This window comes from Pseudomonas sp. ATCC 43928, assembly GCF_005938665.2.
Taxonomy (GTDB): Bacteria; Pseudomonadota; Gammaproteobacteria; order Pseudomonadales; family Pseudomonadaceae; genus Aquipseudomonas.
Genome location: NZ_CP041753.1, coordinates 806,327 through 819,442, shown reverse-complemented (window position 1 = coordinate 819,442; position 13,116 = coordinate 806,327). Strand labels below are relative to the sequence as shown.

Genomic DNA, 13,116 nt, shown 5'->3' with positions numbered 1-13,116 from the left:
TAACGCCATTAAATTGATGGCATTCTGAAGGCAATATTCACAGCAAAGGTCATGCCGTCCAACAGGCATAAACGACAAAGGCCCCGATTAAGGGGCCTTTGTGTTTTACATCAACGACTTATTAAGCGAACGGGTGACGCAGAACGATAGTTTCGTTGCGGTCCGGGCCCGTCGAAATAATGTCGATCGGCGCGCCGACCAACTCTTCGATGCGCTTGATGTAGTTGCGCGCAGCCTGAGGCAGCTCCTCCAGGGTCTTGGCACCCAGGGTCGACTCGCTCCAGCCCGGCATCTGCTCGTACACCGGCTCCAGGCCGATGTAGCTGTCGGCGTCGGTCGGTGCGTCGATCACTGCACCATCTTCGTTCTTGTAGCCTACGCAGATGTTGATGGTTTCCAGGCCGTCCAGCACGTCCAGCTTGGTCAGGCACAGGCCCGAGATGCTGTTCACATCGATAGCGCGACGCAGGATCACGGCATCGAACCAGCCGCAACGACGGGCACGGCCAGTGGTGGCGCCGAACTCGTGGCCACGCTTGGCCAGGAACGCACCAACGTCGTCGAACAGCTCAGTCGGGAACGGACCGGAGCCGACGCGCGTGGTGTAAGCCTTGGTGATGCCGAGGATGTAGTCCAGGAACATCGGACCAACACCCGAACCAGTGGCGATGCCGCCAGCGGTGGTGTTGGAGCTGGTGACGTACGGATAGGTGCCGTGGTCGATGTCCAGCAGGGAGCCCTGGGCGCCTTCGAACATGATGTCCTTGCCGGCACGACGCAGGTTGTGCAGCTCTGCGGTGACGTCGAGCATCATCGGCTTGAGCAGCTCGGCGTATTCCATGCACTCGTCGAGTGTCTTCTGGAAGTCGATCGCTGGCTCTTTGTAGTAATTGACCAGTACGAAGTTGTGGTAATCCAGCAACTCGCCCAGCTTGGCGGCGAAACGCTCACGATGGAACAGATCACCGATGCGCAGACCGCGACGGGCAACCTTGTCTTCGTAAGCCGGGCCGATGCCGCGACCGGTGGTGCCGATCTTCAGCTCGCCACGGGCCTTTTCACGGGCCTGGTCCAGCGCTACGTGGTAGGACAGGATCAGCGGGCAGGACGGGCTGATACGCAGGCGCTCGCGCACCGGTACGCCTTTCTCTTCCAGCTTGTTGATTTCCCGCAGCAGGGCGTCGGGTGCAACCACCACGCCGTTACCGATCAGGCACTGCACGCCTTCGCGCAGCACGCCAGACGGGATCAGGTGCAAGACGGTTTTTTCGCCGTCGATCACCAGAGTGTGACCAGCGTTGTGGCCACCTTGGTAGCGCACTACGGCGGCAGCATGTTCGGTCAGCAGATCAACGATCTTGCCTTTGCCCTCATCACCCCATTGGGTGCCCAGGACTACGACATTCTTACCCATAACACTTGTCCTCATTCGCGCAAACTTGGTGCCGGCGGCGGCCGGCAGGAAAACTCAAGAAGCCAGTGGCGATACTTGCCAAAGCCCGTTCTGCTGAATCAATTGCCGGTCGCAGTCCGCTTCACGGGCGGCGGCCAAAGGTTGCCCAGGCAATGCCTGAACGACACGCTGACCCTCACTGCGCAACTGGCAAACCTGCTGCCAGAGTGCTGCATCCGTACTGTCAGGCATCCAGATACCGCCAGACGGTAGCTCGATCTCAGCACGCCCCAGGGTCACCAGGGTTTTCAAATCGGTGGAGAAGCCTGTCGCCGGACGGGCGCGACCGAAGTCGGCACCGATATCGTCGTAACGACCGCCCTGAGCGATGGACTGGCCAACACCCGGCACGAACACGGCGAACACCACACCGGTGTGGTAGTGGTAGCCGCGCAATTCGCCCAGGTCGAAGTACAGCGGTAACTCCGGGAAACGCGTGGACAGACGCTCGGCAATCGCCAGCAAATCGTCCAGGGCCGCCAGAACAGGCGCCGGCGCATTGGCCAGACGCTCGCGGGCAGCGCTCAACACTTCACGACCGCCACACAGGTCGACCAGCGCTCGCAGCATGCCCGACAGATCGGCAGGCAGGCCTTCGGTCAAGGTAATGACCTCGTCGATGGCTTTACGTTGCAATGCATCGAACAACTGTTGCTCGACTTCGCCGGACAAACCGGCGGCGCGGGCCAGGCCGCGGTAGATGCCGACATGCCCGAGGTCCATGTGCACATCCGGCACATCGGCCAGTTGCAGCATGGCCAGCATCAGGCTGATGACTTCCACGTCGCTGCTCGGGCTGGCATCGCCGTACAACTCGGCGCCCAGTTGAATCGGGCTGCGCGAGGACGACAACGCACGTGGCTGAGCATGCAGCACGCTACCGGCATAGCACAGACGGCTCGGGCCTTCGCGACGCAGGGTGTGCGCATCGATGCGCGCCACTTGCGGCGTGATGTCGGCACGGAAACCCATTTGCCGGCCCGACTGCGGGTCGATGACCTTGAAGGTGCGCAGATCGAGGTCCTGGCCTGCGCCGGTCAGCAGGGATTCCAGGTACTCGATATGGGGAGTCACGACAAACTCGTAACCCCAGCTCTGGAACAGATCCAACACCTGGCGACGCGCAACTTCGATGCGCGCAGCCTCCGGTGGCAGTACTTCTTCGATGCCATCTGGCAGCAGCCAGCGGTCTACCGTTGCCATTACGCCATTCCCCTATGATCCGGGCAGCAAGCCTTTGGGCGAGCCTTGAGTGAAGCAGAAAATGATCGGCTCATGTGCATAAACCCCGCGCATGAACAACGTGGCGAAAAGCCTGGAACCGGCTTCGCCAACCACTTTCCTCGAAAAACCTGTCGAGTCATTCAACTCGGGCGCCTACATAAAAACAGCAATCAAACGTGCAGACGCAAAAAAGCCGGGAATTTCCCGGCTGCCGCATCATACACACGTTTTCCCAAAGGATCACCCCGCCCGAGGCTTTAGCCGCCAGGCGGGGGGATGATTCAGGTCAACGTCGTATCAAGGCTTGGCTTTTTCCAGGTAACGGAAGAAGTCACTGCTCGGGTCCAGGACCATGACGTCGGATTTGTTCGCGAAGCTTTCACGGTAGGCACGCAGGCTACGGTAGAACGCGTAGAACTCCTGATCCTGGCCGTATGCCTTGGAGTAGATCGCAGCAGCCTGGGCATCACCATCACCGCGAACCTCTTCGGATTCACGATAGGCTTCAGCCAGCAGAACGCGGCGTTGACGGTCGGCGTCGGCGCGGATGCCTTCGGCCAGCTCGTTACCCTTGGCGCGGTGCTCGCGAGCTTCACGCTCACGCTCGGTGCTCATACGCTCGAACACGCTGCGGTTCACTTCCTTCGGCAGGTCGATGGCCTTGACCCGGACATCGACAACTTCAATGCCCAGCTCTTTTTCCGCCATCTTGTTCAGCGAAGCGGTGATGTCTGCCATCAGCGCATCACGTTCACCGGATACCACTTCGTGCAGGGTGCGTTTACCGAACTGGTCACGCAGACCCGACTCCAGACGACGGGACAGACGCTCGTCGGCAATCTGCTTGAGGCCGGAAGTCGCGGTGTAGAAGCGCTCGGCATCTTTCACGCGCCACTTGGCGTAGGCATCGACCATCACGGCTTTCTTTTCCAGCGTCAGGAAGCGCTGTGTCGGTGCATCCAGCGTCATCAGGCGCGCATCGAATATGCGCACCTTGTTGACGTAAGGCACTTTCACATGCAGGCCCGGCTGAACATCGGCCTGGACCACGCGACCGAACTGCAGCAACACCGCACGCTCGGTCTGAGCCACGATGTAGAAGCAGTTCCAGGCAACGATCGCCACGACGACGCCGATAATAAGGGCGATCAGCGATTTATTGCTCATCAGCGACTCTCCCTGGTACGTGCCTGCTGTTGCTGCAGATCTGCTGCCGCACGCACATTCACTTCATTGCTGCTGGCTGCTGCGCCGGTCACCGGAGTGCTGGTGCGGCGACCATCCTCGACCATCTTGTCCAGCGGCAGATACAGCAGATTGCTCTGGCCATTCTTGTTGCCGGTCACGAGAACCTTGCTGGTGTTGCTGAAGATTTCCTGCATGGTGTCCAGGTACAGACGCTGACGGGTAACTTCAGGCGCCTTGCGGTACTCGGCCACCAGCTTGGTGAAGCGGTCAGCTTCACCCTTGGCGCGGGAGACGGTCTCGTCGCGGTAACCGTTGGCATCCTCGAGGATGCGCTGGGCCTGACCACGGGCTTCCGGCACGACGCCGTTGGCGTAGGTTTCAGCCTGGTTACGCGAACGCTGCTCGTCTTCACGGGCGCGGATCACGTCATCGAAGGCTTCCTGGACTTCACGCGGTGCAGCAGCGCTCTGTACGTTGACCTGAGTGACGGTGATACCGGTGCGATAGGTATCGAGGAAACGTTGCAGACGCTCCTTGATTTCGCTGGCCATCAATTCACGACCTTCGGTCAGCACCTGGTCCATGGCGGTAGAACCCACCACGTGGCGCAAGGCACTGTCGGTCGCATGCTGCAGGCTGGTTTCCGGCTGATCGACGTTCAGCACGAAGTCCTGCAGGTTGCTGATCTTGTACTGCACGGTCAGCGGCACTTCGACGATGTTTTCGTCTTCAGTCAGCATTTGACCCTGCTTGGTATAGGCACGCTCACGCGTGACGTTTTCCAGGTACTTGCGATCGATCGGCGGGAAATAGATGTTCAGGCCCGGGCCGACGGTTTCATAGTATTTGCCGAAGCGCAGCACCACGGCCTGCTCCTGCTCGTCGACCACGTAGACAGCGCTGTACAGCCACACGGCTGCGAGCACGGTCAGACCGATGCCGAGCAGGCCACCAAAGCCGCCACTCTTGCCCGGACCACCACCCTCATCACCGCGTTTCTTGCCACCACCGAACAACCCGTTCAGGCTTTCCTGCAGCTTTCGGAAGGCCTCGTCGAGATCCGGTGGTCCCTTGCGGTCGCCGTTATTGCGGCGCTTGCCACCCCAAGGATCCTGATTATTCGAGTTGCCACCCGGCTCATTCCAAGCCATAGCGCTCTCCATCTGATAAAGCAAAGACGCACCCACGGCGCGCCGACCAATGCTACAGAATGCCTGTCACCGCGGCACAACCGCTTTCTCAGGCTTTTATTGCAAAGTGTGTTGCTCGATGAATTCCATCGGTTGCAGACCTTCGCGGCTCACGAGTCGATTCAATTCGATCCGTGGCAAGCGAACGGCCAGCAGGCTGATGCCTTCTTCGTCGTGTTCTTCTTTTTGCACCGCACCGAGTTCGAAAAACTGCGCACGCAGTCGAGCAAAACGTTGCGGCAAGCGCAAGGTGCCAACAAACAAATCGCTGCCCAACAGTTCCGCCACTGCCTGCTTGAGCAAGTCCAGGCCGGTACCGTCCTTGGCCGACAACCAGACCCGCTGCGGTTTGCCATCGGCATCGCGCTGGATCTGCGGCTCAACCCCCTCGAGCAAATCGAGTTTGTTGTATACCTCAAGGATCGGCAAGTCTTGTGCCCCGATCTCCCCGAGCACCACCATGACCTGTTCGATCTGGGCCATACGATCAGGCTCGTGCGCATCGATCACGTGCAGCAGCAGGTCGGAGTTGCTCGACTCTTCGAGCGTAGCTCGAAATGCCTCGACCAGTTTGTGCGGCAGGTGACGAATGAAGCCCACGGTGTCGGCCAGCACGATCGGCCCGAGGTCCTCGAGCTCGAGTCGGCGCAAGGTCGGGTCGAGGGTCGCGAATAGCTGGTTGGCGGCAAAGACGTCGGAATCGGTGACCGAGTTGAACAGCGTCGATTTGCCGGCGTTGGTATAACCCACCAGTGAAACCGTCGGAATGTCAGCACGCTTGCGCCCGCGACGAGACTGCTCGCGCTGGCTGCGGACCTTTTCCAGGCGCCCCTTGATCTGACGCAGACGAATCCGCAACAGGCGCCGGTCGGTTTCCAGCTGGGTTTCACCCGGCCCGCGCAGGCCGATACCGCCCTTCTGCCGCTCAAGGTGAGTCCAGCCGCGAACCAGACGCGTACTCATGTACTCAAGCTGGGCCAGTTCGACCTGGAGCTTGCCTTCATGGGTGCGGGCGCGTTGGGCGAAGATATCGAGAATCAGACCCGTGCGATCGATCACGCGACACTCGAAAATACGTTCGAGGTTACGTTCCTGACTGGGCGTGAGGATGTGATTGAAAATCACCAGATCGACCTGTTCGGCTTTGACCAGGTCGCGTAACTCTTCGACCTTGCCGCTGCTGATCAGGGTTTTGGCGGTTGGCCGATGACGCGGCACGTTAAAAAACGCGACGGTCTCGGCACCAGCCGAAATTGCCAACTCCTGAAACTCCTGCGGATCTTCGCGCGCCTCAGGGTCCTGACCATCCAAGTGAACGAGAATTGCCCGCTCACCACCACCGTGGCGCTCAAAGAACAAAGGAGACTCCTATCAGGCGTTACCTGGCTCAGCGTCGCCTGCTTCGGATTCGGTTGCGCTAGGCAGACGAATTGGACGAACTGGCACCACTGTAGAGATAGCGTGTTTGTAAACCATCTGGCTGACGGTGTTTTTCAGCAGGATAACGAACTGGTCGAAAGACTCGATCGTGCCTTGCAGTTTGATCCCGTTGACCAGGTAGATGGAAACCCCCACTTTCTCTTTACGTAAAGTATTCAAGTAAGGGTCTTGTAGCGAATGCCCTTTTGACATGTGCCGCACTCCTTTAAGGATTCAATATAAAAAATAGGTAAACAGATGGCTTGGGGCCGTCACACCCCCAAGGATAGACGGCAATTGCAAGGACTCAGCTCAATATGGAGATGGTCCCGAGGTATTTCAAGGCGCGCGGCAGATTGTCGCAATCGAGGCTGTCCAACCAGTGTAAATCAGCCCAACTGCGCAGCCAGGTGAACTGGCGCTTCGCCAATTGGCGCGTGGCAATGATTCCACGCTCCTGCATCTCGGCTTGCGTCAGCTTGCCATCCAGGTAATCCCAGACTTGTCGATAACCTACTGCACGTATAGACGGCAACCCGGAATGCAAGTCACCTCTATCTCGCAGGGCTACGACCTCGTCGACGAATCCCTGTTCCAACATATTTGTGAATCTTTGTTTAATGCGCTCGTGCAGTACCTGGCGATTTGCCGGAGCGATGGCCAAGTTCGCGACAGTATAGGGCAATTGTTGCAGTCCCGAAGCGGCTGCTTCAGTACTTTGCGCAGATTGTCGCAAGCGTAGCTCAGTCATGCTCTGGCCGCTGACGCGATAAACTTCCAGTGCACGACTAAGGCGCTGCGGATCGTTCGGGTGAATTCGCGCCGCGGATTGCGGATCAATCACCGCCAATTGATCGTGCAGGGCTTGCCAGCCAAGGCGTGCAGCCTCTTCTTCGATTTGCGCACGAACGTCCGCATCGGCCGCCGGCATGTCGGCCAGACCTTCGAGCAAAGCCTTGTAATAGAGCATTGTGCCGCCCACCAGCAGCGGAATATTGCCCCGCGCGGTGATCTCGCCCATGGCTTGCAACGCATCGCGACGGAAATCCGCGGCGGAATAACTCTCGGCCGGGTCGAGAATGTCGATCAGACGATGCGGGAATTCGGCCAGGATCTCTTTGGAGGGTTTGGCGGTGCCGATGTCCATGCCGCGATAAACCAGCGCCGAATCGACACTGATCAGCTCGCAGGGCAGGACCTTGGTGAGTTCGATGGCCAGGTCGGTCTTGCCGGCGGCCGTCGGCCCCATCAGGAAAATCGCGGGAGGGAACTGGCTCATCAACGACCGCGCAAGAACAGTTTGTCCAGATCGTCCAGGCCCAGTTGGGTCCAGGTCGGTCGGCCATGGTTACATTGACCGCTGCGCTCGGTGTTTTCCATGTCCCGCAGCAGGCCGTTCATTTCCGGCAAGGCCAGGCGCCGATTCGCGCGAATCGCGCCGTGGCAGGCCATGGTGCCGAGCAGTTCGTTCAGGTGCGCCTGAATCCGGTCGCTGGTGCCGTATTCCATCAAATCCGCCAGCACATCGCTAACCAGTCGGTTGGCCTCGGCCTGTTTCAGCAACGCAGGGATTTGCCGGATGGCCAGGGTTTCCGGGCCAAGGCGCTGCAATTCAAAACCCAGACGCTGGAACCAGGCGACGTTTTCTTCGGCGCAGTCGGCTTCGCGCTGGCTGACCGCCAGGGATTCCGGCACCAGCAATGGCTGACCGCTCAACCCCTCGCTGGCCATGGCGACTTTCAGCCGTTCGTACATGATCCGCTCATGGGCGGCATGCATGTCTACCAGCACCAGGCCTTGGGCGTTTTCCGAAAGAATGTAGATGCCCTTGAGCTGAGCCAGTGCATAGCCCAGCGGCGGAATGTCATCTTGCCCGGCCGGCAGCGCGACCGCATTGGCCTCGGGCAACGGCGCGAAAAACTCGCGATAGGCCGCCTGGGCTTCGGCGACGGGCACGCCGGACTGAGGCCGCGGCGTGTATTGATACTGATAACCGGCACCGGCGCCAGAGCCCGCCGAAGTATTGAAGGACGGCTGGGTCTGAGGCTGCTCCAGCAGCGCATTGGCCGCCAGACGCATCTCGCCCTGCGGGCCGAACTCGCCGGCTTCGATACCGGTTGGCCGGACCATGGCTGTCGCGACAGGCGCGGCCAACTGGTCTTCCGGCCGCACATCACCCAAGGCGCGATGCAAAGTGCCGTAAAGGAAGTCGTGAACCATGCGCCCGTCACGGAAGCGTACTTCGTGCTTGGTCGGGTGCACGTTGACGTCGACGCCCGCCGGATCGACTTCGAAAAACAGCACGAATGTCGGGTGCCGACCGTTGAACAATACGTCGCGATAAGCCTGGCGCACTGCGTGGGCCACCAGTTTGTCGCGCACGGCACGGCCATTCACAAAGAAATACTGCAAATCCGCCTGGCTGCGGTTGAAGGTCGGCAACCCGACCCAACCCCACAAATGCAGGCCATTGCGTTCGATTTCGATCGGCAGCGCCTGCTCCAGAAAGCCCGCCCCGCAGATCGCCGCCACACGCCGGGCGCGGGCCGCGTCATCATGGGCTTCGTGCAGGCTGAGGATGGTTTTGCCGTTATGGCGCAGATGGAACGCCACATCGAACCGCGCCAGCGCCAGACGCTTGATCACTTCTTGCAGGTGATCGAATTCGGTTTTTTCGGTCTTCAGAAACTTGCGGCGCGCCGGGGTATTGAAGAACAAATCGCGCACTTCCACCGAAGTGCCCACCGGATGAGCCGCTGGTTGCACGCGAGCCGCCATGTCCCGGCCTTCGGTTTCCACCTGCCAGGCTTGATCGGCGTCGCGAGTGCGGGAAGTCAGGGTCAGACGCGCCACGGAACTGATGGAGGCCAGCGCCTCACCACGAAACCCCAGGCTCATGACCTGTTCGAGGTCTTCCAGGTTACGAATCTTGCTGGTGGCGTGACGGGCCAGGGCCAAAGGCAGGTCATCGGCGGAAATGCCGCTGCCATCGTCGCGCACCCGCAGCAGCTTGACACCGCCCTGCTCCACATCGACATCGATGCGTTTGGCGCCGGAGTCGAGGCTGTTTTCCAGCAACTCCTTGATCACCGAGGCCGGGCGCTCAACCACCTCACCGGCGGCAATCTGGTTCGCCAGCCGTGGACTGAGTAGCTCGATACGCGCCGTGTTGGTCAGCACCTGGTTCATTCTTTGGCCGCCAGTTCAGTGCCTGGAATGGTCAACGTCTGACCAATCTTCAGCTCGTCACTTTGCAAGTTGTTGGCACTGCGCAAGGTGGCCGCAGACACCTGATAACGCACGGCGATCATCGCCAGGGTTTCACCGGGGCTCACGCGATGGTCACGTGGGCCTTGGGCGATCTTGCCGGAATCGCGCAGCCAGGCAATGTAGGTGCCCGGCGGCGGGTTCTGCTGGAAGAATTGCCGCACGCCGCTGCTGATGGAGCGCGCCAGCGCCTGCTGGTGGCTCGATGCCGCGAGTTTCGAGGCTTCGTTGGCGTTGGAGATGAACCCGGTTTCCACCAGGATCGACGGGATGTCCGGCGACTTCAGCACCATGAACCCGGCTTGCTCGACACGTTGTTTGTGCAGCGGCGTGACGCGACCGATGTTGCTCAAGACTTTCTGGCCAACGTTCAGACTGGAAGTCAGGGAAGCGGTCATCGACAGGTCGAGCAGCACGCCGGCGAGCATCCGGTCCTTGTCGTCGAGGCTGACGTTGCCGGCACCGCCGATCAAGTCGGAACGGTTTTCGCTGTCGGCCAGCCAACGGGCGGTCTCCGACGTAGCGCCGCGGTCAGACAGGGCAAACACCGACGCACCGAACGCTGCGGCTGACGGCGCGGCGTCGGCGTGGATCGAAACGAACAGGTCGGCGCCCTTCTTGCGGGCGATTTCGGTACGGCCGCGCAATGGAATGAAGTAGTCGCCGGTACGGGTCAGTTCGGCGCGGAAACCTTTCATGCCATTGACCTGACGCTGCAGTTCACGGGCGATGGCCAGCACCACGTCTTTCTCACGCTGACCGCGAGAGCCCGAGGCGCCCGGGTCTTCGCCGCCGTGACCGGCATCGATCACCACGATAATGTCGCGCTTGCCAGCCGGTGCGGGTGGCAGCTTGATCGAAGGCTCGGACGGCGTGACGGGTACGGCGGGTACCGTGGCCACAGACGGTGTTGGCGCAGGCGGTGGCGCGGCATCGGCCGCGTTGTCGAACAGGTCGACTACCAGGCGATTGCCGTACTGGGCGTTCGGCGCCAAGGTGAAGCTTTTCGGCGTGACGGCTTTTTTCAGGTCGATGACCACCCGCAAATCGGTCGGCGTACGCTGAGCCGAACGCATTGCCGTGATCGGCGTGTTGGCCGTGGAGACGTTCAGCGGCGAGCCGAGCGTCGCGCCATTGATGTCGATTACCAGCCGATCCGGTGCGGTCAGGGTAAAGACGCTGTGCTGGACAGGCCCCGTCAGGTCGAACACCAGTCGAGTGTTATCCGGCGCCCGCCAAAGGCGAACACTGTTGACCTTCGTCTCGGCCACAGCGTCGACGGTCACCGCCAAAAACAACACCCCTACGGCAGCAACCAACGCGCGAAAGCGCATACCTAACCCCATCATTTATTTGGATTCCAATGCCAAAACGGCACACCACGACTCGCCACGCGAGCCCTGGGGCAAAATTCTCAGCGAACGCCCGCTGTCTTGCGGGCTAATGGTAATGGTAATGGTCAGGTCGGGCTTTGGCAAAAAGCCTGCACCCTTCTGGGGCCATTCAATAAGACATAATGCGTCGTCATCGAAATAGTCGCGGATGCCGAGGTACTCCAGCTCCTCGGGGTCGACCAATCGATATAAGTCGAAATGGAAGGCGCGGACGGCGCCGATCTCGTAAGGCTCGACCAGGGTAAAGGTCGGACTTTTTACCGCGCCGGTATGCCCCAGGCCACGGATGATGCCCCGGGACAGTGTGGTTTTCCCCGCGCCCAGATCCCCTTCAAGAAAGATCAGACCGTGCCCTCCGGTGGTTTTGGCGATACGTGCGCCAAAATCGCTCATGGCCTGCTCATCAGCCAGGTACAGGGTTACTTCAGACACGGTGCTTGCTCCTCCAACAACTGACGAATGGCTGGAATCAGATCACTGGCCGCCAGCCCGCGGCCTAATTTACCTTGTTGCGCACCGGCATTGGCGTGCAGCCAGACCGCCAGGCAGGCCGCGTCGTACGCGTCCAGGCCCTGAGCGAGCAAGGCGCCCACCAGACCGGCCAGCACATCACCCAACCCGGCCGACGCCATGGCCGGATGGCCCTGATGACACAGCGCCAGACGCCCATCGGGAGTGGCAATCAGACTGCCAGCGCCCTTGAGCACTACCACCGCTGTATATTTTTTGCTCAACGCATGGGCCGCGGCCGGGCGGTCAGTCTGTACGGCGGCTGTCGATATCCCCAGCAATCGTGCCGCTTCGCCCGGATGCGGCGTGATGACACTACCTGCGGGCAAGCTCACGCCACCTTCGGCCAACAGGTTCAATGCATCGGCATCCCAGACTTGTGGCTGCGACGCGTTGGCCGCAGCCGACAACAGGCTGCGCCCCCAGGCGGCCTGCCCCAGCCCCGGGCCGACGACCAGCACCGTGGCCTTCTCCAGCAAGCCCATCAATTGATTGGCCGACGACGTACCGAGCACCATGGCTTCCGGCAAACGCGCCAGGGCGGCCGGAACATGCTCGCTGCGGGTGGCCACGGACACCATGCCGGCACCGCTGCGCAGGGCACTTTGTGCACTAAGCAGGATGGCGCCGCCAAAACCGCGATCACCGCCAACGAGCAATACGTGACCGAATTTGCCTTTGTGGGCAGTTGGAGCGCGGCCGGTCAGACGCGGCACATTACCGGCCGTCAGGCGACGCGCACTGATCTCGGCCCCAATAAATGTCTCGGGGGCGACGTGCAGATCGTTGAATACCAAATCGCCCACCACATCCGCCGCGTCACCGGTGAACAGCCCCACCTTCAAACCGATGAACGTCACCGTCAGATCTGCTCGAACCGCAATGCCGAGCTGGCGACCCGTATCGGCGCACAGCCCCGAGGGGATATCCACCGCCGCAACCGGGAGCCCACTGGCATTGATCGCGGCGATGGCGCTGGCGAACGGCTCGCGCACTTCACCGGTCAGGCCGGTGCCGAGCAAGGCATCCAGCACAATGCCGCGCAACTCGGAGTGCGGGGTCCAGCCTTGAATGGCCACGCCTTCGGCCACCGCCTCGGCATGCGCCGACGCGGCATCGCCCTGCAAACGCCCGGGGTCACCGGCGGCCAGCACCCGCACATGCCAGCCGGCACGTCGGGCCAGCACGGCCACCAGATAACCGTCGCCCGCGTTATTGCCATGGCCGGCCACCACACTCAATTCGTGCCCGGTCGGCCAATGGCGGACCAGCGCACGCCAGGTCGCCCGTGCCGCACGCTGCATCAATTCGAAGCCCGGTGTACCGGCCGCGATCACGCTCGCATCGAGCCCTCGGACTTGCGCGGCGCTATACAGCGCGTCGGGTAATTCATCTTTAGTGTGCGGCATGCGTCTTCAGGCTCCGATGTCTGGCAGAATTATACGCATCTCAGCTCCGGTTTCTCTCGCCT

At 60.9% G+C, this 13,116-nt stretch carries 11 protein-coding genes; all 11 read right to left on the bottom strand.

All coding sequences use genetic code 11. From position 1 onward, the window contains the following. Positions 1-121 precede the first annotated feature (121 nt). Positions 122-1,414, bottom strand: a complete 1,293-nt coding sequence (locus tag FFH90_RS03695) for an adenylosuccinate synthase (protein WP_018928499.1) — start codon at positions 1,412-1,414, stop codon at positions 122-124. Positions 1,415-1,468: 54 nt separating this feature from the next. Beyond that, entirely contained in the window at positions 1,469-2,656 is a 1,188-nt protein-coding gene (locus FFH90_RS03690) for an ATP phosphoribosyltransferase regulatory subunit (RefSeq protein ID WP_007939588.1), read from the bottom strand. Between the two features lie 318 nt (positions 2,657-2,974). Further along, entirely contained in the window at positions 2,975-3,844 is an 870-nt protein-coding gene (gene hflC / locus FFH90_RS03685) for a protease modulator HflC (protein ID WP_086944078.1), read from the bottom strand. After that, on the bottom strand, positions 3,844-5,016 hold the full coding sequence (gene hflK, locus FFH90_RS03680) for an FtsH protease activity modulator HflK (RefSeq protein WP_018928501.1): 1,173 nt from the start codon (positions 5,014-5,016) through the stop codon (positions 3,844-3,846). Before hflK ends, hflC begins: the two co-directional genes overlap by 1 nt. A 96-nt stretch (positions 5,017-5,112) precedes the next feature. Then, entirely contained in the window at positions 5,113-6,414 is a 1,302-nt protein-coding gene (gene hflX / locus FFH90_RS03675) for a ribosome rescue GTPase HflX (RefSeq protein WP_007939591.1), read from the bottom strand. Positions 6,415-6,426: 12 nt separating this feature from the next. After that, positions 6,427-6,687 (bottom strand): RNA chaperone Hfq, encoded by a 261-nt coding sequence (gene hfq, locus FFH90_RS03670; RefSeq protein WP_007902656.1) that lies wholly within the window; start codon positions 6,685-6,687, stop codon positions 6,427-6,429. A 94-nt stretch (positions 6,688-6,781) separates the two neighbouring features. Then, the gene (gene miaA / locus FFH90_RS03665) at positions 6,782-7,753 is read right to left on the bottom strand and encodes a tRNA (adenosine(37)-N6)-dimethylallyltransferase MiaA (RefSeq protein ID WP_086944079.1); all 972 of its coding nucleotides are present in this window, start codon (positions 7,751-7,753) and stop codon (positions 6,782-6,784) included. After that, positions 7,753-9,663, bottom strand: a complete 1,911-nt coding sequence (gene mutL / locus FFH90_RS03660) for a DNA mismatch repair endonuclease MutL (RefSeq protein ID WP_138866697.1) — start codon at positions 9,661-9,663, stop codon at positions 7,753-7,755. The genes miaA and mutL overlap by 1 nt, the downstream gene beginning before the upstream one ends. Further along, entirely contained in the window at positions 9,660-11,090 is a 1,431-nt protein-coding gene (locus tag FFH90_RS03655; protein ID WP_019582199.1) for an N-acetylmuramoyl-L-alanine amidase, read from the bottom strand. The genes mutL and FFH90_RS03655 overlap by 4 nt, the downstream gene beginning before the upstream one ends. Then, on the bottom strand, positions 11,091-11,567 hold the full coding sequence (gene tsaE / locus FFH90_RS03650) for a tRNA (adenosine(37)-N6)-threonylcarbamoyltransferase complex ATPase subunit type 1 TsaE (protein ID WP_138866696.1): 477 nt from the start codon (positions 11,565-11,567) through the stop codon (positions 11,091-11,093). Next, positions 11,555-13,054, bottom strand: a complete 1,500-nt coding sequence (locus FFH90_RS03645; protein WP_064616018.1) for a bifunctional ADP-dependent NAD(P)H-hydrate dehydratase/NAD(P)H-hydrate epimerase — start codon at positions 13,052-13,054, stop codon at positions 11,555-11,557. The genes tsaE and FFH90_RS03645 overlap by 13 nt, the downstream gene beginning before the upstream one ends. Positions 13,055-13,116: the final 62 nt, after the last annotated feature.